The 21098-nt window shown below is 69.2% G+C and carries 19 protein-coding genes; 10 read left to right on the forward strand and 9 right to left on the reverse strand.

Annotated features, from left to right (window positions below):
* Positions 1-22: 22 nt before the first annotated feature.
* Positions 23-880: a ChaN family lipoprotein gene (locus tag DBV14_RS11445; RefSeq protein ID WP_124459309.1), complete on the reverse strand. Its 858-nt coding sequence runs from the start codon at positions 878-880 to the stop codon at positions 23-25.
* Positions 881-942: 62 nt separating this feature from the next.
* Between DBV14_RS11445 and DBV14_RS11450 the strand changes: the two genes are divergently transcribed.
* Positions 943-2001 (forward strand): AbrB family transcriptional regulator, encoded by a 1059-nt coding sequence (locus tag DBV14_RS11450; RefSeq protein WP_124459310.1) that lies wholly within the window; start codon positions 943-945, stop codon positions 1999-2001.
* A 108-nt stretch (positions 2002-2109) separates the two neighbouring features.
* Here the strand turns inward: DBV14_RS11450 and DBV14_RS11455 are convergent, their stop codons facing one another.
* Together DBV14_RS11455 and DBV14_RS11460 are read right to left on the reverse strand one after the other, a co-directional pair.
* The gene (locus tag DBV14_RS11455) at positions 2110-2421 is read right to left on the reverse strand and encodes a DUF3567 domain-containing protein (protein ID WP_124459311.1); all 312 of its coding nucleotides are present in this window, start codon (positions 2419-2421) and stop codon (positions 2110-2112) included.
* Positions 2422-2497: 76 nt separating this feature from the next.
* The gene (locus DBV14_RS11460) at positions 2498-3676 is read right to left on the reverse strand and encodes a DUF3108 domain-containing protein (protein WP_124459312.1); all 1179 of its coding nucleotides are present in this window, start codon (positions 3674-3676) and stop codon (positions 2498-2500) included.
* A 143-nt stretch (positions 3677-3819) separates the two neighbouring features.
* Between DBV14_RS11460 and DBV14_RS11465 the strand changes: the two genes are divergently transcribed.
* Entirely contained in the window at positions 3820-4893 is a 1074-nt protein-coding gene (locus DBV14_RS11465) for a fumarylacetoacetate hydrolase family protein (RefSeq protein WP_124459313.1), read from the forward strand.
* Positions 4894-5094: 201 nt separating this feature from the next.
* The gene (locus tag DBV14_RS11470; RefSeq protein WP_124459314.1) at positions 5095-5859 is read left to right on the forward strand and encodes a M48 family metallopeptidase; all 765 of its coding nucleotides are present in this window, start codon (positions 5095-5097) and stop codon (positions 5857-5859) included.
* A gap of 7 nt (positions 5860-5866) precedes the next feature.
* Here the strand turns inward: DBV14_RS11470 and DBV14_RS34150 are convergent, their stop codons facing one another.
* The gene (locus DBV14_RS34150) at positions 5867-6655 is read right to left on the reverse strand and encodes a LuxR C-terminal-related transcriptional regulator (protein WP_124459315.1); all 789 of its coding nucleotides are present in this window, start codon (positions 6653-6655) and stop codon (positions 5867-5869) included.
* 87 nt (positions 6656-6742) lie between these two features.
* Here DBV14_RS34150 and DBV14_RS11480 point away from each other — a divergent pair, with 87 nt between their 5' ends.
* Genes DBV14_RS11480 through DBV14_RS11490 form a run of 3 tightly spaced genes read left to right on the forward strand, consistent with a single transcriptional unit; the run spans position 6743 to position 9730 of the window.
* Positions 6743-8521, forward strand: coding sequence for an FAD-dependent monooxygenase (locus DBV14_RS11480; protein ID WP_124459316.1), 1779 nt, complete (start codon positions 6743-6745; stop codon positions 8519-8521).
* Positions 8518-8751 carry a hypothetical protein gene (locus tag DBV14_RS11485; protein WP_124459317.1) on the forward strand — a complete coding sequence of 78 codons (234 nt, stop codon included), beginning with the start codon at positions 8518-8520 and terminating at the stop codon, positions 8749-8751. Before DBV14_RS11480 ends, DBV14_RS11485 begins: the two co-directional genes overlap by 4 nt.
* Positions 8752-8755: 4 nt before the next feature.
* Positions 8756-9730: a tripartite tricarboxylate transporter substrate binding protein gene (locus DBV14_RS11490; RefSeq protein ID WP_124459318.1), complete on the forward strand. Its 975-nt coding sequence runs from the start codon at positions 8756-8758 to the stop codon at positions 9728-9730.
* Positions 9731-9754: 24 nt separating this feature from the next.
* Here the strand turns inward: DBV14_RS11490 and DBV14_RS11495 are convergent, their stop codons facing one another.
* The 3 genes from DBV14_RS11495 to DBV14_RS11505 form a co-directional block, all read right to left on the reverse strand.
* Positions 9755-10933, reverse strand: coding sequence for a toxin-antitoxin system YwqK family antitoxin (locus tag DBV14_RS11495; RefSeq protein ID WP_124459319.1), 1179 nt, complete (start codon positions 10931-10933; stop codon positions 9755-9757).
* 8 nt (positions 10934-10941) lie between these two features.
* On the reverse strand, positions 10942-11547 hold the full coding sequence (locus DBV14_RS11500) for a MarC family protein (protein WP_124459320.1): 606 nt from the start codon (positions 11545-11547) through the stop codon (positions 10942-10944).
* Positions 11548-11629: 82 nt separating this feature from the next.
* The gene (locus DBV14_RS11505) at positions 11630-12043 is read right to left on the reverse strand and encodes a VOC family protein (protein WP_124459321.1); all 414 of its coding nucleotides are present in this window, start codon (positions 12041-12043) and stop codon (positions 11630-11632) included.
* Positions 12044-12107: 64 nt separating this feature from the next.
* Between DBV14_RS11505 and DBV14_RS11510 the strand changes: the two genes are divergently transcribed.
* The 4 genes from DBV14_RS11510 to DBV14_RS11525 all read left to right on the forward strand — a co-directional run bounded on the left by DBV14_RS11510 (position 12108) and on the right by DBV14_RS11525 (position 17179).
* Positions 12108-13397, forward strand: coding sequence for a TraB/GumN family protein (locus DBV14_RS11510; protein WP_260396988.1), 1290 nt, complete (start codon positions 12108-12110; stop codon positions 13395-13397).
* An 11-nt stretch (positions 13398-13408) separates the two neighbouring features.
* A complete protein-coding gene (locus DBV14_RS11515) occupies positions 13409-13783 on the forward strand; it encodes a DUF2946 family protein (protein ID WP_124459323.1) in 375 nt (124 codons plus the stop codon).
* Between the two features lie 85 nt (positions 13784-13868).
* Complete coding sequence (locus DBV14_RS11520) at positions 13869-16214, forward strand: TonB-dependent receptor (protein WP_124459324.1); 2346 nt, start codon at positions 13869-13871, stop codon at positions 16212-16214.
* A gap of 56 nt (positions 16215-16270) precedes the next feature.
* On the forward strand, positions 16271-17179 hold the full coding sequence (locus DBV14_RS11525; protein ID WP_124459325.1) for a copper chaperone PCu(A)C: 909 nt from the start codon (positions 16271-16273) through the stop codon (positions 17177-17179).
* Positions 17180-17197: 18 nt separating this feature from the next.
* Here DBV14_RS11525 and DBV14_RS11530 read toward each other — a convergent pair whose 3' ends face one another.
* Both DBV14_RS11530 and DBV14_RS11535 read right to left on the reverse strand, forming a co-directional pair.
* Entirely contained in the window at positions 17198-18931 is a 1734-nt protein-coding gene (locus DBV14_RS11530) for a phospholipase D family protein (protein ID WP_124459326.1), read from the reverse strand.
* A 95-nt stretch (positions 18932-19026) separates the two neighbouring features.
* Positions 19027-20940, reverse strand: coding sequence for an ATP-binding cassette domain-containing protein (locus tag DBV14_RS11535; protein ID WP_124459327.1), 1914 nt, complete (start codon positions 20938-20940; stop codon positions 19027-19029).
* Positions 20941-21098 lie beyond the last annotated feature (158 nt).

Below are 21098 nucleotides of genomic sequence, written 5' to 3' on the forward strand. Positions count from 1 at the left end.
AACCGGGCGGCTGGCCGGCGGCTCAGGGCCGCTTGGCCGGTTGCCTGAGTTCGGCGCAGTAGTCTTTCTCGGGCAGTGGCGGCGTCAGCCAGATGCTGTCGAATTCGCCCGGCACCACGTTGGCCAGCGACGGTGCCGCCAGCATGCGCACCGAGACGGCCTTGACGTCGTCCGGCAGGTGTTGCGGCACACCCAGCGTGCGCACCACGTGGCCGGCACCGGCGATCAGCAGCACGGTCTTGCCCGGTTGCCGGGCCTTGGCCACGGCCTGCGCCATGGCCCGGTCGCGGCCCACCTGGATGCGCGTCATGGGCACGATCTGCGATTCGGGGAGCAGCTTGCAGTGGCCTTCGCGCACAGCGTCCTGCTGCGCGGCGTAGGCCTCGCCGTTGAGCTGCGCGTCGAGCGAGACATCGGCCATGGCGTTCTTCATGCGCGCACGCGGCAGGTTGGCGCCGATGACCGGAACACCGGCGCGCACGGCGGCCATCACGGCAGGGCCGTAGCTGCTCCAGGGCCAGGCCTTGTCGTTCCAGTCGAGCGCGGCCTGCACCTGGGCCTCGCTCGCGCCGGGGGCCACGTGGGCGGTGCTGCGGCCTTCCTCGGCCATCTCGAGCGCCAACGCGGCGAGCTGGCCGCGCTCGGCCAGTGCCTGCACGGCTTCGCGTTCCATCGCGTGGTGTTCGGGGGCGTCGTGCTGCTCGCCCAGCAAGAGGGCATCGGCCGGCAGCAGCGCGGCGATGCGGCGTGCGACGGGCACGTCGGCACCGGGGGCGGCCGTCGAGCCGGAAGAAAGCGCCGCGCAGCCCGCGAAGGCGGTGGCGGCGAGCATGGGAAACAGGAGGCGGGCGGCCCGCACGGGCCAGTGTTGAAGAGGCATCGCGCCATACTATGCCCTCGGCGCCCGCGCGCCTTGCCGTCCATTTCCGCTTTTCCCTGTCCGTGCCTTTCCGTTTCTACCTTCGCGTGCTGGCCACGTTGTTGCTGGCGCTCGCCGCCGCGGCCGCCTGCCTGGCGCTGCACACGCCGTTGCCCTGGATGATCGGCCCGCTGCTCGCGGTGTCGCTGGCCTCTATCGCTGGGGCGCCCACGGCCAGTTCCACGCCGCTGCGCAACGCCGGGCAGTGGACCATCGGCACCGCGCTGGGCCTGTATTTCACGCCGCACGTGGTCTCGCTGGTGGCCAGCGTGTGGTGGGCGATTGCGCTGGCCATTGCCTGGGCGCTGCTGCTGGGCTGGGGCTTCGGGCGCTGGTTGCACGGGTTGCACGCGGCGCGCATGCCGCATGTGCCGGCGAAATCCATGAGAGCCACGACTTACTTCGCGGGTGCCATCGGTGGTGCGTCGGAGATGACGCTGCTGGCCGAATCGGCCGGCGCGCGCACCGACCTCGTGGCCGCGGCGCACAGCCTGCGGCTGGTGGTGGTGACGGTGACGATTCCGTTCGCCATGCAGTGGAGCGGGCTGCACGGGCTGGAAATCAATCCGCCCGGCGCGCGCGAAGTGAACATGGGCGGGCTGTTGCTGCTGGCGCTGGCCACGGGCATCGGCGGGCTGGCGATGCGCGCGCTGAAGCGCACCAACCCATGGTTCATCGGGCCGCTGCTGGTGGCGATGGGCTTCACCATCGCGGGCCAGTCGCTGTCGGCGGTGCCGGCCTGGATGTCGAATGCGGCGCAACTGGTGATCGCGGTGAGCCTGGGCGTGCGCTTCAGCCGGGAGTTTTTGCACACGGCGCCGCGCTGGCTGGGCTCGGTCGCGCTGGGCACTTTCGGCATGCTGCTGCTGTGCGCCGCGGTGGCGTGGGGGCTGGCCTGGGCGACCGGGCTGCATCCGGCCACGATGATCCTGAGCACCTCGCCGGGCGGCATTGCCGAGATGTCGATCACGGCCAAGGTGTTGCAGCTCGGGGTGCCGGTGGTGACGGCGTTCCAGGTGTGCCGGCTGGTGGCGGTGCTGCTGCTGGTGGGGCCGATGTTCCGGTGGATCTACCGCCGGTGAGGGCGCCCGGGGCTTGCGGGCTCCTGCGCGATCCTGTACGAGAAAGATCGATCCCCAACGAAAAAGCGCCCCGCGGGGCGCTTCGTTCTTTCGGCGATGGGCCGGCGCTCAGTGCACCAGCACCGGCGTGTGGGCCAGCTCGGCGTAGCCCTCGAGGGTGTCCTCGACTTCTTCCTGCGTGGGGGTGTTGAGCTGCCAGGCGGCGATCTGCTGCTGGAACAGTTCGGCCCAGGAACCGTCGAGGTACACCTCCTTGCCCGAGCGCTTGTCCACGATCTCGAAGCCGTGACGCTCCAAAACCGGCATATTCGGCTTCGCGGGCTCGTCGCCTTCATTTGGCTGCACGTGCACGACGACGAAGGACTCCGAGTCGTAAAGCATGTTCATGGCGGGCCCTGTGAGGATGTCGATGGCGTTCATGGAGGTTAGATAGCAATCAACGCGCCAGTTTCAAGAACAGTTGTCGGCCGGCGCGTCGAGTTGTGATCTTTTTGCCTCAATTCGCGGGCGCTTCGGGTAGGGGTTTGCGCAATTGGGCGTCGGCGAAGTCCCCGTTGGCTTCGGTCTGCTTGATGCGCACGGGCAGATAACCGTACGCCGGCGCAAGCCAGAGCTCCAGTTTTCTATCGAAATCCCGGCGCGGGGTGCGGGTGAGCTTGCGCGCGGTGAATTCGCCGGCCGGGAGGCTGATCTTTTCTTCGTCGCCGACCACGAAGACCCAGACCTCGGCCTCGCGCACGCCCACGGTCTGGATCGAGATCCGGGTGCCCGCCGGGTAGTTGCCCGGCGTGGCCGCCAGCAGGCCGCCGAGCTGCATCATCACGCTCATGCGGTCTTGCGCGTTGGCCAGCAGGGGCACCGGCGGCGCGTTGTTGCTGAAGATGATCTGCCCCTGGTCGCGCACGAAATGCGAGGCCACCTCGGCCTTGCGGCTTTCGGAATAGCGCTCGGGCTCCAGCCCCGAGGGGCCTATGCGGCCGGTGCTGTGCCAGTTCAGCAGCGTGAAGAACACCGCCTTGAGCGTCAGCCGCCCGTCGTAGCGGCTGCCGTCCTGCAGCCAGACCAGTTCGCCGAACACGCCGCGCTGCGGCGAGGCGCCGACCTGGCCGGTGGCCTCGAAGTCGAGCGTGACCGAGCCGGGAATCCGCAGCGCCTGGGTGCCGACGATGTTGCCGGAGGTCGGGTTGGACGCGCCGGCGGTAGCGCCGGGGGCGCCTTCGCCGGTGCCGCCGGGCGGGGCGCTGGCGGGGGATTCGGGGGGCTTGGCGCCTGCATCGGGCGCGGCCTGCGCCGTCGGGTCGGGCGTTTCCACCGGCGTGTCCGGTGTGTCCGGCGCGGGCGCGGAGGCCACCGGCTCGGGCGCCGGCTTCGGCCGGGGCACCGACGGCGCGCGCGGCCGCCTGGGCTTCACGGCGGCCGGCGGCCGGGCCTCGGGCGGCGCCGATGTGGCGGCCGGTGCAGCGGGCTTGTCCGACGCGGGCGGCGCGATCACGATGGTCCGCGTGATGAACTTGTTCGCCAGCGGCGAGGGCTCCGGCCCGATGGCCGTCGGCGCCAGCCCGAGCACCAGCATGTGCGCCAGCGCCACCACCAGCGTCAGCCCGGCCAGCACCCGCCAGGACGGACGACCGGGCAGGCCAGGAGACGGGGCGGAGGGGGCGTCGAGCGTCGACATCGGTGTGTGGAGTGCGGGCCGGGTGCCGAGGTTCACCAAGACCATCTCGGTACACTGCCGCCCGTTCAACCAGTTTAAGTGGGAGCGGCACCGCGGCCTGCCTGCCGGCGCGCCGCCTCCCGCACCACGCACCGCACCGCATCATGAAACTCGCCACCCTGAAGGACGGCTCGCGCGACGGCCAGCTCGTCGTTGTCTCGCGCGACCTCACGCTCGCCCACTACGCCACCGGCATCGCGAGCCGCCTGCAGCAGGTGCTGGACGACTGGGGCTTCATGAGCCCGCAGCTGCAGGACCTGTACGACGCGGTGAACACCGGCCGCGCGCGCCACACCTTTCCCTTCGATCCCTCGATGTGCATGGCCCCGCTGCCGCGCGCCTACCAGTGGGCCGACGGCTCGGCCTACCTGAACCACGTCGAGCTGGTGCGCAAGGCGCGCAACGCCGAAGTGCCCGAGAGCTTCTACACCGACCCGCTGATGTACCAGGGCGGCAGCGACGACTTTCTCGGCCCGGTCGACGACGTGATCGTGCCCAGCGAAGCCATGGGCATCGACTTCGAGGCCGAGATTGCCGTCATTACCGGCGACGTGAAGATGGGCGCCACGCCCGACCAGGCGCTGGACGGCATCCGCCTCGTGATGCTGGCCAACGACGTGAGCCTGCGCAACCTCATTCCGGCCGAGCTGGCCAAGGGCTTCGGCTTCTTCCAGAGCAAGCCCGCCACCGCCTTCAGCCCGGTGGCCGTGACGCTCGACGAGATCGGCGAAGCCTGGCAGGACGGCCGCGTGCACCTGGCGCTGCAAAGCAGCTGGAACGGCCGCAAGGTCGGCATGTGCGACGCCGGCCCGGAGATGACTTTTCACTTCGGCCAGCTCATTGCCCACATCGCCAAGACGCGCAACGTGCGCGCCGGCAGCATCGTCGGCAGTGGCACCGTGAGCAACAAGGGCGTCGAGAAGAAAGACGGCCAGATGGACTGGCCCAAGGGCTACTCGTGCATTGCCGAGAAGCGCTGCATCGAGACCCTCCAGACCGGCGCGCCCGTGACCGACTTCATGAAGTTCGGCGACACCATCCGCATCGAGATGAAGGGCCTGGACGGCCGCTCGCTGTTCGGCGCGATCGACCAGGAAATCGTCTCGACGAACGGCCGGCCGAAGGAAGCGCCGGTGTCGCTGGTGAAGTCGCAGGCCGAGGACGTGGCCGAAGACTGAGGGCGCGGCGGTAATACGTCGCACGCCGCGCCTGCCATCGCGTGCCATCGCGTGCCAAGTGCGCGCCGGTGACGGGCCGCCCGTTTTGTCATGGCTATGATCAAGCGGCTGTTCCGATGCGTCTTCATTGCGCCGGACAGCGCGTCCGGCGGCTGCGCTCCGCGGCCGCCATTCATACCAAGAAAAAATCGGGAGTTTTCCATGCGCTATTTGCCTATTGCCGCGGCCGTCGTCGCGGCGCTCGCCCTTGCGGGCTGCGAAACCATGAAGGGCGCCGACACCGGCGCGCTCACCCAGGCGGGTGGTTCGGCCTTCAAGGCCATGTCGCTGAGCGACGCCGAAGTCAGCACCATGTCCGACCAGTCGTGCGCCGCCATGGACCAGAAGAACCAGATCGCGCCCGCGGGCAGCCGCTACGCCACGCGCCTGGCCCAGGTCGTCAAGCAGATGCCCAACAGCGTCAACGGCAAGACGGCCAACTACAAGGTCTACATGACCAAGGACGTGAACGCCTGGGCCATGGCCAACGGCTGCATCCGCGTCTACAGCGGCCTGATGGACCTGATGAACGACGACGAACTGCGCGGCGTGATCGGCCACGAGATCGGCCACGTGGCGCTGGGCCACTCGAAGTCGCGCATGCAGACCGCCTACGCCGCCTCGGCCGTGCGCGGACTGGCCAGCGCCGCCGGTGGCGTCGCGGCGCAGCTGTCGCAGTCGCAAGCCGGCGACCTGGGCGAGAAGTTCGTCAAGGCGCAGTTCTCGCAAGCGAACGAAAGCGCGGCCGACGACTATTCCTTCGACCTGCTCACCGAGCGCAAGCTGGAGCGCAAGGGACTGGTCAGCGCCTTCGACAAGCTGGCGAAGCTCAGCGGCGGCGCCACCGGCAGCTCGATCATGAGTTCGCATCCGCCATCGGCCGATCGCTCGGCGCGCATGCAGAAGCGGCTGGACGCCGCCAAGTAAGCCAGCGCTAAGCGCTCTCCGCCGGCGCGCGCAGCAGCAGTTCTTTCTGCGAACGGACGCCGAGCCGGCGGAAGGCCCGGTACTGGTGCGTGCGCAGGGTGGTCAGCTCGACGCCGAGCTCGCGCGCCGCTTCTTTCGCGGTCTTGCCCGCCATCAGGTGGCCGATGACCTCGCGTTCGCGCAGGCTCAAGGTCAAGAGGCGCGAGGCGAAGGCCGGCGCCACCGCTTCCCGCGCGACCACGGCGCTGCGGCCGTGCGCCATCGTGGCGTCGGCCAGCAGCGTGGCGTGCGTTGCGATCACCGCGAAATCGCTGTCGCCGAATTCAGGCTGCGCCAGGCTGCGGTAGAAGCTCACCGCCACGCGCTGGCCGGTGGGCGTGAGCAGCAGCACCGAGGCGCGCTCGCGGATGCCGACGTCGCCATAGCAGGCGGCGCGGTAGGCCGGGTCGGCCACTTCGTCGGCGCGCTGGTGGCCCAGCCACAGTTGCGCGCGCCGCGGCAGCTTGCGCGCCGCGAGCCATGTCATGTTGGGGTCGAGCAGGTCGAAGCGCTGTGCCACGTAGCGCTCGGCGGTGCGCTCGGCCGTGCTGCCGTAGCTGCTGGCGGCCGACACCGCCTCGATGCGGCCCGTGGCATCGACCGCGAACACGGTGCAGAAGGTCACGGGCATCACGCGGTGCATGGCCGCAAGGCAACTGGTGGCCAGGTGCGGCGTGCCGATGCCGGCCAGCACGTCGCCGACGACCGCGTTGGACAGCGCGGCGTCGGCCGTTGGGTGAAGGCGCCAGCGTCTCATCGAGTGCGAAGGGAATCGTTCAAGGGTAAATACCTCGTACGAAGTTATGACATTGGCTGCCCTGACGCATCGGGACAATCCCGTTCCATGACGAACCCCACCGTTGTTGCTGTTGCCGCTGTTGCCGCCGATGCCGCGAGCGGCCCCGTGCCGCCGCCGATGAGCACGACCGAATTGCCGCCGTCGGTCGGCGCTTTCCACTACACGCGCTACAAGCCCTGGACGCCGCCGCTCGAAGAAGGCGGCATGGAGCCCGGCCGCCATCCGGTCGTGATCGCCGGCGGAGGGCCGGTCGGCATGGCGCTCGCGCTGGGGCTCGCCAACCACGGCGTGCGCAGCGTGATCCTCGAAGCCGACGACACGGTGTGCGTGGGCAGCCGCGCGGCCTGCATCTCGCGCCGCAGCCTGGAGATCATGGCGCGGCTCGGCGTGCTGCCGGCCTTCATGGCCAAGGGCCTGCCGTGGACCGGCGGGCGCAGCTTCTACAAGACGGCCGAGGTGTTCCGCTTCGAGATGCCGCACGACGCGCAGCAGAAGCTACCGCCGATGATCAACCTGGAGCAGTACTACGCCGAGCACTACCTGCTCGAAGAAATCTTCCGCCGCAACGAGGCGACGCCGGGGCTCATCGACATCCGCTGGGGCACCGAGCTCACGGGGCTGGCGCAGGACGATGGCGGCGTGACGCTCGACGTGCGCAATGCCGAGGGCGCCTACCGCCTGCACGGCCAGTGGCTCGCGGCCTGCGACGGCGGCCAGAGCTTCGTGCGCAAGGCGATGGGGCTCGCGCTCGAAGGCACGGGCTACGAAGGCCGCTACGTGATCATCGACATCGAGCTGCACAGCGGCCATCCGACGGAGCGCCGCGCGTGGTTCGACCCGCCGTGGAACCCGGGCTCGACCGTGCTGATGCACCGCCAGCCCGACGACATCTGGCGCATCGACTACCAGCTGCGCCCCGGCCAGGGCACCGAAGAAGCGCTGCAGCCGCCGGCGGTGGCCGAGTTCGTGCAGCGCCACCTGGACGCCATCGGCGAAGGCCACCTGCCCTGGAAGACGGTGTGGACCTCGGTGTACCGCGCCGGCGCGATGACGCTGGACAGCTACCGCCACGGACACGTGGTGTTCGCCGGCAACGCGGCGCATGCCATGCCGATCTTCGGCGTGCGCGGGCTCAACTCGGGCTTCGACGATGCGGACAACCTCGCGTGGAAGCTGGCGCTGGTGGCGCGTGGCGTGTCGGATGCGGCGCTGCTCGATTCGTACTCGCAGGAGCGCATCGCGGCCTTCCACGTGAACGCGGAGAACGCGATGCGCAGCACCGAGTTCATGTCGCCGCCGTCGCGTGGGTTCGACCTGCTGCGCGAGGCGGCGCTCTCGTTGTCCGAAGCGCACCGTGGCATCGCGCAGCTGATCAACCCGCGCCAGACGCAGGCGGTGCGCTACGCCGAATCGGCGCTGTCGAGCGAAGGCGATGCGCTGCCGGCCGGGCCGTTGCCGGGCGAGGTGATGCCTGAGCAGGCGCTCGCGCAGGGCCATCTCACGGACTGGATCGCGCCGGTGTTCACGCTGCTGGTGCTGCGGCCGGATGTGGCGCTGCCGCCCGCCGCCGACATCGAGCGGGCGAAGCAGGGCGCGTTGCCGTTTGCGGTTCGCAGCATCGCAAGCCTTGGCGCGGAAGGCGCGGATGCACAGGCTTCTCCCGCCGTCTTTGCCGCGCTTGGCGCAAGCGCTGGCGCGGTCTACCTGCTGCGCCCCGATGGCCACGTGGCCGCGCGCTGGCACCGCCTGCCGGCCGGCGCCTTGCCACGGGCACTGGCGCGCGCCGCTGCTGCCGTCGTCTCTTCACAGGAATTGTCCGCATGACCAACGCCACATCGCTCCACCCCGACGCCCGCGACCGCCTGTATGCCGAGTGCGCGCGTGCCATCAGCGAGGCCGGTGCCGAGCGCGAGTCGCTGTTCCTCGCGCGGCTCGCGCTGCTGCTGTTCGAGCAGGTCGGCGACGAGGCCCGCTGCCGCGATGCGCTGGCCGACGCGTTGCGCGCGCTGCCCGTACCATCGCTGTCCGCATCCGAACCAGAAAAAGGAGATTGAACTCATGGACCGCCGCACCCTTCTCGCCACGCTCGCCTCCGGCGCCGCCGTGGCCGCCAGCCCCTTCGCCCGCGCCCAGGACTACCCCACGCAGCTCGTCAAGTGGGTCGTGCCGTACCCCGCGGGCGGCGGCACCGACGTGATCGCGCGCGTGCTGGCCGAAGCCATGCGCCAGACGCTGGGCCAGCAGATCGTGGTCGACAACCGCCCCGGCGCATCGACCAACATCGGCGCCGACCTGGTCGCCAAGAGCAAGCCCGACGGCTACACGATTCTCTCGGCCGACAACGCCGTGCTGGCCTTCAACGAGCACCTGTTCAGCAAGCTGCCGTTCAGCCCCGAAAAGGACTTCACGTACATCGGCGCCATCGGCAAGTTCCCGCTGGCGCTGGTGGTGCACCCGGACTTTCCGGCCAAGACCTTCAAGGAGTTCCTGGCCTACGTGAAGGCCAACCCGGGCAAGGTCAACTACGCGTCGCCGGGCAATGGCTCGCCGCACCACCTGGCAATGGAAATGTTCAAGGTGCGCACCGGCACCTTCATTACCCACATTCCGTACCGCGGCGCCGCGCCGGCCATGGCCGACGTGATGGGCGGGCAGGTGCCGTGCATGTTCCTCGACCTGGCCTCGGGCCTGGGGATCATGCAGAGCAACAAGGTGCGCGTGCTGGCCATCGGCACCGGCGCGCGCAGCAAGCTGCTGCCCAACGTGCCGACGCTGGCCGAAGTGGGCGTGCCCAACACCGAGGTGTTCGCGTTCCAGGGCATCCTCGGCCCGGCCGGCTTGCCGCCCGCGGTGGTGAACAAGCTCAATGGCGACCTGAACAAGGCCTTCAGCACGCCGGCGGTGCAAAAGCGCTTCGACGACTTCGGCATGGAAGCCATGCCCGGCACGCCGGCGCAGTTCGCGGCGCTGTCGCGTGCCGAATCGAAGCGCTGGGGCCCGATCATCAAGCAGGCCGGTATCAAGCTGGACTGACGCGGCCCTCGGCGGGCGTTCGCTTTACCGGGTGAACGCCTTCCTTGAGCCGTCTTCGAAGACCTCGTCGTCGCGCTGCAGTTCGCCGTTTTCGTCCCAGGTGCGCTCGCGTGTCACGCGGCCCTTGGCGTCGAAGCTCGACTCGGCCACCGGCGTGCCCTTTTCGCTGAAGCGTTGGTGCGTGCCGATGGGCACCTGCCGGCCCCGGCCCACGATCTGGTAGCGGCCCTGCGCGGCGCGCTGGCCGTTGTCGTGGAACTCGGTGACCTCGACGGTGCGCGCGTCGCCGCTGCCGCTGTAGACGGCCTTGCTGCTCGGCTGGCCGTTGAGGTAGTAGCTGTCGTCGACCACCGGCTCGCCCGCGCTGTTCCAGCGCTGGTCGCGCACCAGCGTGCCCTTTTCCGAGAAGGCCTGTTCGCGCTGGCGGATCGAGGTGCGCTCGACCAGCAGGTAGACGATCTCGCGGCGCTTGATGCCTTCCGACGAATAGCTCTGCTCGGTGCGCTGGGTGCCGCTGATTTCGTCGAGCAGCGCGGTTTTTCCGTTGTCGTAGAAGTTCTGCGTGCGCACCCGCTTGCCGGCCAGGTAAGACAGCCGCGAGCGCAGCGTGCCGCGCGTGTCGAACAGCTCGACCTGCGAGGGCCCGCCCGTGAAGCCGCAGAGCTTGGCGTCGTCGACCACGGGCGCCAGCACCGGCGTGTCGGTGCAGCGCAGGGCCGACATCTGGCCGCGCTCGGTGAACTCGACCGATGCGCGGTCGCCGCGGCCTTCGGGGTAGAACATGGCGCGCCGCAACTGGCCACCGGGGTAGTAGCTGCGCACCAGCCCACGTTCCTGGCCGTCGTCGTAGGTGGCGTCGCGCAGCACGCGGCCGGTGGGCGAGAACTCGCGCGCCCGGCCCTGCATGTTGCCCTTGGCGTTGAGCGTGTGCTCCTTGGCGAGCTTGCCCTTCTCGTAGATGCGCACCAGCCCCATCGAGACGCCGTTCTGCACCTGCTCTTCGCGTTGCAGCTCACCGCTTTCGCGGTCCTTGCAGCGCAGCAGGCCGGTCTTGCCCGCAAGGCTGGCGCCATTGGCGATGTTGACGCCGCGGCCGTTGAACTCGCAGTCCAGCTGCGCATGGGCGGCCGTGGCGCCGAGCAGGGGCAGCAGCGCGGCAAGGCCGGTTCGGAGCAGGCGCGAAAGAGCGGCGCGGACAGGCATGGCGTGGACTACCTTCCCATTTCGGCGGCCAGCAGCTTGACGCCGCGGATCATCATTTCGACCGACACGGCCACCAGGATCAGGCCCATGAGGCGCTCGAAGGCCTGCACCAGCCGTTCGCCCACCAGCCGCTGGATGCGCTCGGCCAGCACCAGCACCACGGCGCACACCGCCATGGTGACGCTGAGCGCGGCCACCCATTCGAGGCGCCGCTCGGGCGCCTGCGACACCAGCAGCATGACCGTGGCCAGCGCCGAGGGGCCGGCCAGCGCGGGCACGGCCAGCGGCACGATCAGCGGCTCCTGTGCCGGCGCGGCGGCGGGCGCGGCGCTGGGCTCGGGCGGGAAGATCATGCGCAGCGCGATCAAAAACATGACGACGCCGCCGGCGATCTGCAGCGACAGGCCCGAGAGCCCCATCACCCGCAGGAAGCCGTCGCCCACGAACATGAAGCCCAGCAGCAGGACGAAGGCGATGAGCACTTCGCGCACGATGACGCGGGTGCGGCGCTCGGGCGCCACGCCCTTCAGCGCATTGGCAAAGATCGGGATGTTGCCCAGCGGATCGGTGATCAGCAGCAACAACACCGTGGCCGATGCGAAGGTGTAGCTCATGCGGGCCCCCACGCTCGGCACTTCGTGTCCTCGCTGCCCCCCGAGGGGGCCGCGAGCCTGCTTGGGGCGGCCCGGCGCTGGCTCACTTGTCGTAGATCGTGTCGAGTGAACGGAAGCCCTTGACCTCGATCGGGTTGCCGAAGGGGTCGCAGAAGAACATCGTCCACTGCTCGCCCGGCTGGCCCTCGAAGCGCACCTGCGGTTTCAGCACGAAGTCGGTGCCGGCAGCTTCAAGGCGTTGGGCCAGCGCCTGCCAGTCGGGCAGGGCCAGCGCGAGGCCGAAGTGGGGCATCGGCACCATCACGTCGCCGACGCGGCCGGTGCGCGCGGTGGCGAAGGGTTCGCCGAGGTGAAGGGAAATCTGGTGGCCGAAAAAGTCGAAGTCGACCCAGGTGTCGGTGCTGCGGCCTTCGGCGCAGCCCAGCACGTCGCCATAGAAACGGCGGGCGCCGTCGAGGTCGCGAACGTGGAAGGCAAGATGAAAGATGCTCTGCATGGTTTCGGATTATGGGCAGCGGTGCTGTGAGAATGCCGGACTTTCTTTCATCGTGGAGCAAGCCTTGCGGATACTCCGGAGCCTCGCCGCGCGGATGCGCGGCATCGACATTCAGGCGCTGCTGCGCGACATCGATTTCACGGCGCCTGCGCGCCAGGTGCTGGCCGGCGCCTGCTGTGTGTTCTCTTTCGCGGCGCATGCCGCTTGCCCCCCATCGGCCATCGCCAGCCTCGAGAAGCCGGGCGTGGCCCTGCGCAACGGCGTTGATCGCGGCGTGCTGTGGCGCATCGAGAGAGACGGCCGTACCTCCTGGCTGTACGGAACCATCCATATCGGGCGTGGCGACTGGGTGCGTCCCGGCCCGACCATCCAGAAGGCGCTGGCGCAGAGCGACACGCTGGCGCTGGAGCTCGATTCGCGCGACGAAGCCACGGCCCGGACCATGGCGCAGCCGGCCGATCCGGCGCTGCTGGCGCGCGTGCTCAGCGGCGAGCGCGCGCGGCGGCTGGAGCGCCAGAACAGCGAGGCCTGCGTGCAGCCGGGCACGCTGTCCAGGCTGCAGCCGATCCTGCAGGTGACGGCGCTGGCCGGGCTGGTGGCGCGTGCCGACGGGCTGTACCCCGAGTTCGGCGTCGACGAAACACTGGCCGTGTCCGCCCGCAACAGCAACAAGCCGATCGTCGCGCTCGAAAGCGCGGCCGAGCAACTGAAGGTGCTGACCGGCGAGTCCGAAGCCGAAGAGGCCGAGCAGATCGATGCGGCGCTCGACGAACTTGAATCGGGCAAGCTGCGCGGGCAGATGAAGGAGCTGGCCGATGTCTGGGCACGCAGCGACGCGGGCAAGCTCGCCCGCTATGCCGAGTGGTGCGGCTGCCTGAACACGCCGGCCGAGCAACGCCTGATGAAGCGCCTGCTGGACGACCGCAACCCCGGCCTGGCCGACGGCATCGAGCGGCTGCATGCCGGCGGCAAGGGCGTGTTCGCGGCGGTCGGTGCGCTGCACATGATCGGCCCGCAGGGCCTGCCCACGCTGATGGCGGCGCGCGGCTTCACCGTGACGCCGGTGCTGACCGACGCGCAGGCGCAGACCGCGCAGCCGATGCCGGCGCTTTCCGCGCCTTCGCCGGGGCCACGGGCCGTGCGCGGCGGCAAGGCCGTGAAGGGCCAGCGCGGGCAGAAGGGCGCGCCGGCTGCCAAGGCAACCAGGGGCGGCGCCAAATCGGCGAAGGCCGCTCCGGCGCAGAAGGCCCAGAAGGGTGCGGGCGCGGGCGCCGCCAAGGCCCCGGCGAAGGCGCCAGCCAAGGCCGCGCCGCGCGGCGCGGCCCCTGCCGCCAAGGGCAAAGTGCGCAGATAATCGCGACCGCCATGCACGCGCTGCACCCCACCACCCGCTTCCTCGGCCAGATCGGCCGTTGGGTGCTGTTGTGGTTCGTGCTGTCGCTGGGCGCGGCGGTGGCGTCGCCGCTGGTGAACCCGCAGGCCATGGAGCTGGTGTGCGCCGGCGCGGGCACCATCAAGGTGGTGGTGCACACCGAAGATGGCGCACAGGACATGGGCAGCGCCTCGCACATGGACTGCCCGCTGTGCGTGCTGACGGGCGCCCCGCCGCCGACGGCGGCCGCAGCCACTTTCGATTTTCCCTTGCCGCTGAGCCGCGTGGTTCAGCCGATTCCCGCCGCGCGCCTTGCCGCGGCCACTGCCGCGCCGCTGCCGGCACGCGGACCCCCGACCGTCTCCTGAAGCTATCAAAACCATAGCTGCATGCGCACGACCGATGCGCGCATGCGGCCCTCTTGGCTTGAGAAGTTCGTGGAGCAGGTCCCCCGTGAAAAAACAGTCCCGCGCCCTGGCGATCGCCTTGGCATTTCCCCTGGCCGTGCCCGCGTTGGCGCAGCAACAGCAGGCCGTCGACGCGCCTGACGGCAACAGCACCGGCAGTGCCAACAGCGGCAACAGCCGCTCGCTGAGCACCGTCACCATCAGCGGCGGCCGGCCGACCTCGTTGCCGGCGCAGATCCCGACCACCATCGAAGGCGTGACGCACGAGCAGATCGTGGAAACGGTCAACGCCACCGACAGCGAAGACGCGCTCAAGTACCTGCCCAGCCTGGTCGTGCGCAAGCGCTACATCGGCGACTTCAACCACGCGGTGCTTGCCACGCGCGCTTCGGGCACGGGCAACAGCGCGCGCTCGATGGTCTATGCCGACGGCATCATGCTGTCGAACCCGCTGGGCAACGGCGCCACCTATGCGCCGCGCTGGGGCATGGTGTCGCCGGAAGAAATAGAGCGGGTCGACGTGCTGTACGGGCCGTTTTCGGCGGCGTACCCGGGCAACTCGGTGGGCGCGGTGGTCGACTACGTGACGCGCATGCCCACGCAGCTGGAGGCGCACGTCAAGCTCAGCGGCTTTGCTTCGAACTTCGACCTGTACAACAGCCATTCGTCGCCGGCCGGCCAGCAACTCGACCTTTCGCTGGGCAGCCGAAGCGGCGACTGGTCGTGGTGGCTGAGCGCCTCGCGCACCCACAGCAAGGGGCAGGCACTGGTGTTCGGTAACCGGCTCCTGAGCAGCGGAACCGTGGGCAACGCGGGTACGCCGGTGACGGGCGCGGTGCTGGGGCTGAACCCGTCGAACCAGCCGTGGTGGCTGGTGGGCGGCGCCACCATTTACGACACCACGCAGGAGCAGGCCAAGCTCAAGGTGGCGTACGACTTCTCGCCCACCATTCGCGCCACCTACACGCTGGGCGCCTGGAACAACACCACGCACGGCGGCGTCGACACGTACCTGCGCGATGCCCTCGGCCGGCCGGTGTACGGCGGGCGCGTGAACATCGGCGGGCGCAGCTACAACCTGGATTCACCGAGCGCCGCGCTGGCACCGACCGAGACCGCGCTCACGCACTACATGCACGGCCTTTCGGTGAAGAGCCACACTGGCGGCGTGTTCGACTGGGAGGTGGCGGCGAGCCTGTTCGACTATTCGAGCGACACCTCGCGCACGCCGACCACGCCGCTCCCCGGCGCCTTCTACGGAGGCCCCGGGCGCACCACCGACATGCGCGGCTCGGGCTGGAATACGTTCAAGGCAGCCGGCACCTGGCGGCCCACCGGCTCGGCCGAAGGCGTGGGCGCGCACGTGGTCGATTTCGGCTTCCAGCAGGACACGGCCCGGCTGCGCACGAGCGTCGGCAACACGCTCGACTGGATCAACGGGCCGGCGGTGTCGCCGTTCTCGGCGTTCAACGGCAACACGCGGCTGCAGTCGCTCTATGTGCAGGACACCTGGCGCTTCGCCAAGGACTGGAAGACCACGCTGGGCCTGCGCCATGAGCGCTGGGAAGCCTACGGCGGACAGCTCGGCAACGCGACCCGGCTGCTCGACTTCGCGCCGCGCAAGAACAGCTACGACTCGCCCAAGGCAGCCATCGCCTGGCAGGCCACGCCGGCCTGGCTCTTCAAGGCCTCGACTGGCCGCGCGGTGCGCATGCCGACGGTGAGCGAGCTCTACCAGGGCTCGATCGACGGCAACCGCATCGTCAACACCAACCCGAACCTGCGCCCCGAGCGCTCGTGGACCACCGAGCTCACGGCCGAGCGCGACCTGAAGGGCTGGGGGCTCGACGGCACGCTGCGCACCACGCTGTTCTTCGAGAACACGAAGGACGCGCTCTACACCCAGGCGCTGACCAACCTCGTGAGCACGGTGCAGAACGTCGACGCGATCCGCACGCGCGGACTCGAAGTGGCGCTGAACGCGGTCGATGTCGGCATCCGGGGTTTCGACCTGAGCGGCAGCCTGACGCTGGCGAATTCGAAGATCACCGCCAACAGCGGCTTTGCGGCCAGCGTCGGCCGCGAGCAGCCGCGCGTGCCCAAGGTGCGCGCCGCGCTGCTGGCTACCTACCGGCCCGATGCGAACTGGAGCTTCACCGTCGGCGCCCGCTACAGCGGCAAGCAGTACGGCACGCTCGACAACAGCGACCCCAATGGCTTCGCGTACATGGGCTTCTCGAAGTTCTTCGTGGTCGATGCGCGCATACGCTACCGGATCGACCGGCAGTGGAGCGCGTCCGTGGGCATCGACAACCTGAACAACAACAGGTACTGGGCCTTCCACCCGTACCCGCAACGCACCTACGTGGCCGAACTCAAGTTCGATCTCTGAGCCTTCCCGTCATTTCATCCATCCATCTGTTCATTCGATCCTTCCAGGAGTACCCCATGACCTCTTCGCGCTTCACTCTCAAGACCATCGCGGCCTGCCTGGTGTCGACGGGCGCTGCCACAGCGTTCGCTCACGTCACGCTGCCGCCGGGCGGTGCCACGGTCGGCAGCGACTACAACGCCGCCTTCCGCGTCGGCCATGCCTGCGAAGGCGCCAAGGCGACCACCGGCCTGGCCGTTCGCCTGCCCAAGGGCTTCGTGCTGAGCGACGCGCAGGCGCGCAAGGGCTGGAAGCTCGATGTGCAAAAGGGCAAGGGCGACGGCGAGGTGCGCTGGGTCGCGGAAACCCCGCAGGACGCGCTGCCGGGCAAGGAGCGCGCCGAGTTCGTGCTGCGCGGCAAGGTGCCGGGCACGCCGGGGCCGCTGTGGTTCAAGGTGCTGCAGACCTGCGACGTGGGCAGCGTCGACTGGGCCGAGGTGCCGGCATCGGGCAATTCGACGGCGGGGCTCAAGAGCCCGGCCGCGAAGCTCGACGTGGTGGCGCAGGGCGTGGCCACGGTCGACGTGCGCGACGGCTGGGTGCGCCAGTCGGTGCCGGGCCAGAGCGGCACCGGCGCCTTCATGAAGCTGACCGCGCCCACGGGCACGAAGCTGGTGAGCATCGCCACCCCGGCGGCCGGCGTGGCCGAGGTGCACGAGATGAAGATGGAAGGCGACACCATGAAGATGCGCGAGCTGGCCAGCGGCCTGGACCTGCCCGCGGGCCAGACCGTCGAGCTGAAGCCCGGCGGCTTCCACGTGATGATGATGGACCTGAAGGGCCCGCTGGCGAAGGGCGCGAGCGTGCCCATGACGCTTAAGTTCGAAGACGCCAAGGGCGTGAAGACCGCGCTCGACGTGACGCTGCCGGTGGGCGCGCCCGAAGGCGCCGATGCAGCCGGGGCGGCGCATCAGCACAAGCACTGAGCGGCGCCGCCGTTTCGGCTAGAGCAACTGGTCGGGCGCGAGCGGGCCGAAGAGCCTGAGCATCAGCCGCAGGCCGGCACCGGTGTCGGGCTCCGAGGTGGCGTCTTGCAGCCCGCTGCCTTCGGGGGCGCGCCACACCAGCGCGCCATCGACCAGCTCGACGTGCCAGGAGCGCTCGCGCATGCCGCGCTCGATCTGGGCCGATGCCGCGCGAGAGAGTTCGTCGCTGCGGATCATGAGTGCGATCTCGGTGTTCTGCAGTTGCGAGCGCAGGTCGAGATTCATCGAGCCGACCACCAGCAGGCGGCCGTCCATCACCAGCACCTTCGAGTGCAGCATGGCGCGTGATTCGCCGGTGGCGCTGCTGCCGCCGGAGGAGCCGAAGACGTTGCCGAAGCTGGCCTGCTCGCTGCGCAACTCATAGAGCTCGACGCCCATCTTCAGCAGTTCCTTGCGATGGCGTGCGTAGCCCACGTGCGCTACCGGCGCGTCGTTGGAGGCCAGCGAGTTGGTCAGTACCCGGATGTGCACGCCACGGGCGCGGGCCGCCGCAAAGGCCTGCTGCATGTCGCGGCCGGGCACGAAGTAGGGCGAGATGATGAGCAGGTCGGAGCGCGCCTGCCCGATCAGTTGCAGCAGGCCCTCGACCACGGTGTCGCCATTGGCCGCCAGGTCGGACGCCGCTTCCAGCGTGGCCGCGCCGCGCGAGGTGCGGGCCGGGTCGCCGGGCTGGCTCACCACCAGGCCCGGCTCGCGCGAACTCCCGGGGCCGGTGTCGGCGGGAATCTTGCCGGGCTGGTCGGCCAGCATCACGGCCGGCGCCCAGACGAAGGTGGCTGTGCGCAGGTCGAGCGGCTTTTCGTCCCAGGCGCGGGCGCGCTGCTCGGCGGTCGGCGGGGCGTCGGGCGAGGGTGTCGGCGGCGGGGCTTGCTGCCGCTCGGCTTCGGCGATCTCGGCGGCCAGTTCCTTGTCGGCCCGCTGTGCGCGCTCGCGGATTTCCTTCAGTTCGTCGCGCGTGACCAGCGACTGCACCGGGTAGGCGCGCTCGTTGTTCCAGTAGCTGTCGAAGCTGCGCGAGAGGTCTTGCACGATGGGCCCGGCCGCGAGCACATCGACATCGATGAAGTTGCCGGTGGCGGCATTGCCGAAGTAGGCATCGCCCAGGTTGCGGCCCCCGGCGACACCGAGCACGTTGTCAGCCAGGAACAGCTTGTTGTGCATGCGCTGCTGAATGCGCGAGGCGTCGCCTATCGAGTTGAAGAGCCGGCTGAAGGTGGAGTCGCGGGAGCCCGCGAGCGGGTTGAACAGCCGCATCTCGATGTTCGGGATGAAGGCCAGGCCCAGCACCAGCGCGTCGCGGCCGGTGCTGTGAAAGTCGTCGAGCAGCACGCGCACCCGCACGCCGCGCTCGGCGGCCGCGCGCAGCCCGCGCACCAGGCGGCCCGTGCTGGCGTCGGCGTGGATGGCGTAGTACTGCAGGTCCAGCGTTTTCTGGGCGCCTTCGATCAGCGCGAGCCGGCTGCCGTAGGCGGCTTGCGGGCCGCCCAGGAGCAGGAAGCCGGATTCGTAGCGGGCCTTTTCAGCCTGCCGGCGCTGCTGCACCAGGGCGGCCAGGGCGGTGTCGTTCGGCGAAGCGAGCGCGGTCGACACGGGGCGGTCGACGTTCTGCGGCAATTGCGCGCAGGCGCCCAGCACCGCGATCGCAAGGATCGCGGCGGATCGGCGGAAGAACGCTTGGAAGGAAGAAGGCATGCGGCTTTCCCGAGGCTTTGGAGGGACAGCCGCATGTATAGCCTAGTCGGCGCCCGCCGCGCGTCGGACGGGCGGACGACCAGGGCGGGCTGTTGTCAGCGCGCGGCGCCCAGCGCTTCCTGGCGTTCCAGGGCGGCGAGCAGTTCTTCGTCGATGGTGGCGTGGCGCTCGCTGAGCTCGACGGCCCGCGAGGCATCGGTGGCGTAGATGGCGCCGCCATCGAGCTCGAGCATTTCGGTGATGCGCTTCTGCTCGGTCTCGAGGGCCTCGATCTGGGCAGGGAGGGATTCCAGCTCGCGCTGCTCCTTGTAGGAGAGCTTCTTGCGGGGCGTGCCTGCGGTGGCGGTGGCCGGCGCTGCTGCTGCCGTTGCTGCGGGCGCGGGTGCTGGTGCGGCGGCCGGGGGCGGGGCCGCTGCAAGGCGCTGCTCGGCGATCTCGCGGGCGCGCTTCGACTGGATCAGCCAGTCCTGCACGCTGCCTTCGTACTCGCGCCAGCGGCCGTCGCCCTCGAAGGCGATGGTGCTGGTGACCACGTTGTCGAGGAAGGTGCGGTCATGGCTGACCAGGAACACGGTGCCTTCGTAGTCCTGCAGCAGGCTTTCGAGCAGTTCGAGCGTGTCGATGTCGAGGTCGTTGGTGGGTTCGTCCAGCACCAGCACGTTGGCGGGGCGGGCGAACAGGCGGGCCAGCAGGAGCCGGTTGCGTTCGCCGCCGCTGAGCGAGCGTACGGGAGAGTTGGCGCGCGCGGGGGAGAACAGGAAGTCGGACAGGTAGCTCTTGACGTGCTTGCGCTGGCTGCCGATTTCGATCCACTCGCTGCCGGGGCTGATGAAGTCTTCCAGCGTGGCGTCGAGGTCGAGCTTGTCGCGCATCTGGTCGAAATACGCCACCTGCAGGTTGGTGCCGCGGCGGATTTTGCCGCTGTCGGGTTCGAGCTCGCCCAGGATCAGTTTCAGCAGGGTGGTCTTGCCCGCGCCGTTGGGGCCGAGCAGGCCGACCTTGTCGCCGCGCAGGATGGTGCCGCTGAAGTTGCGGATGACGGTCTTCTCGCCGAAGGACTTGGTGGCTTCGGTGAGCTCGGCAACGATCTTGCCGCTCGATTGGCCGGAAGCGACGTCCATGTTGACGCTGCCTTGCACCTCGCGGCGGGCGACGCGGCTGGCGCGCAGCTCCTGCAGGCGCGTGATGCGGCTCTGGCTTCGGGTGCGGCGGGCCTCGACGCCCTTGCGGATCCAGATTTCTTCCTGGGCCAGCAGCTTGTCGGCCTTGGCGCTGATCACGGCCTCCTGGGCGAGCTGCTCTTCCTTCTGTACAAGGTACTGCTCGAAATTGCCGGGGTAGGAGCTCAGCTTGCCCCGGTCCAGTTCCACGATGCGGGTGGCGACGCGGTTCAGGAAGCTGCGGTCGTGGGTGATGGTGACGACGCTGCCCTTGAAGTCGATCAGCAGCTGTTCGAGCCACTCGATGGAGTCCAGGTCCAGGTGGTTGGTGGGCTCGTCTAATAAAAGCACGTCCGGCGCGGCCACCAGCGCCTGGGCCAGGGCGACCCGCTTGCGGGTGCCGCCAGAGAGAGAGCCGACACGGGCGTTGCGGTCCAGGTGAAGGCGATGCAGCGTTTCTTCTACGCGCTGCTCCCAGTTCCAGGCGTCGAAAGCTTCGATTTGCGACTGGAGGGCGTCCAGGTCCAGGCCGTCCGCGCCCGACAGATACAGGTCACGGATGGCAATGACCGGGCCCAGGCCCTGGCTGGCTGCGGTGAAGACATCCGCATCCATATCGAGCAAAGGCTCCTGGGCCACGTAGGCCACACGGAGGTTCTGCTGCAGCTGGAGGGTGCCGTCGTCAGCTTTTTCCAGGCCGCCCAGTATCTTGAGCATGGAAGACTTGCCCGCGCCATTGCGGCCGATCAGGCCAATGCGCTCGGATTCAAGAAGAGAGAAGTCCGCGTGATCGAGCAGCGGGACGTGACCGAACGCGAGTTGGGCGTCGAGGAGTGTGATGAGTGCCATGTGGCACGGATTATCGGAGGGGCCGCAAGACAGAGCGGGGAGAGGGGGAGGCGTGCGCTCTATATATGTAGAGAGACTGTGTGGAAGATTCTTGTAGGAGATGTCTTGCCAGGTCCCGAAATTGGCATATACTCGTGGGCTCGGCTGATATCGCTGCA

It is taken from the genome of Variovorax sp. KBW07, assembly GCF_003852515.1.
In the GTDB taxonomy this organism is placed as follows: domain Bacteria; phylum Pseudomonadota; class Gammaproteobacteria; order Burkholderiales; family Burkholderiaceae_C; genus Variovorax.